The organism is Rhizobacter sp. P3_B12, assembly GCF_056402895.1.
On record NZ_JBFUGN010001470.1, the window covers coordinates 1 to 1,040 of the forward strand.

Here is a 1,040-nt window from a genome sequence, read left to right on the forward strand (position 1 = left end):
CTCGACGGCATCGAGCGCCGGCTCGACCCCGGCCCGGCCTGCAACGACGACCTGTTCCAGCTGTCGCTCGCGCAGATCCGCGAGCGCGGCATCGGCCTGCTGCCGCAGAGCCTGGGCGAGGCCGTCACGGCGCTGGAAGGCGATGCGGTGATCCGTGCTGCGCTCGGCGAGACGCTGGCCGGCGAGTTCATCCGCCTGAAGCGCGCCGAGTGGACCGAGTACGCGCGCCACGTCAGCGGCTGGGAGATCGCGCGGTACGCTAGCGCCTTTTGATCCGTCCCCCACCCAATTCCCGAATGACCTCTCCGACCTCGGCCTCTGCGGCCRCCGGCCCTGCGCACGCGCCGTGGCTGGCCTACCTCTGCCTCGGCAGCTCGATGGCCCTGGTGGGCAGCTATGTGGGCCTGTCGAAGCTGCTGCTTGCGGTGTTCCCGGTGTTCCTGCTGGCCTGGCTGCGCTTCGGCATGGCGGCCGTCGCGATGGCCGGCTGGGTGCGGCGCCGGCCCGGCGAAACGCCGCTGAGCCGACACGACCGCGTGCTGCTGTTCTTCGAATCGTTCTTCGGCAACTTCCTGTTCTCGATCTGCATGCTGTTCGGCGTCGGCATGAGCTCGGCACTGGCGGCCGGCGTGATCATGGCGGCGATCCCGGCGGCGGTGGCGATCCTGTCGCGRCTGTTCCTGAAGGAGCGCATCCTGCCGCGCGTCGCCGCGGGCATCGCGTGCGCGGTGGGCGGCATCGCGCTGGTCTCGGTGGTGGCGCATGGCGGTGAAGACAAGGGCAGCTCGCTGCTCGGCAACCTGCTGCTGTTCGGTGCGGTGCTGTGCGAGGCCTCGTACGTGGTGATGGGCAAGAAGCTCGCCGGCAACGTCTCGGCCAAGCGCATCAGCGCGCTGGTCAACCTGTGGGGGCTGGCGCTGGTGACGCCGTTCGGGCTGTGGCAGGCGTGGTCGTTCGCGTTCGGCGCGGTGCCGGTGGCGTCGTGGTCGCTGCTGCTCTTCTATTCGCTCGCGGCCAGCATGGTCACCGTGTGGCTGTGG

The 1,040-nt window shown here is 70.1% G+C and carries 1 protein-coding gene and 1 pseudogene; both read left to right on the top strand.

Annotated elements, in window-relative coordinates:
• A pseudogene (locus AC1D01_RS36160) lies at positions 1 to 273 on the top strand (type III glutamate--ammonia ligase); the annotation flags it as partial.
• Positions 274 to 296: 23 nt separating this feature from the next.
• On the top strand, positions 297 to 1,040 hold a 744-nt coding region (locus AC1D01_RS36165; RefSeq protein ID WP_477874558.1), incomplete at its 3' end, for a DMT family transporter.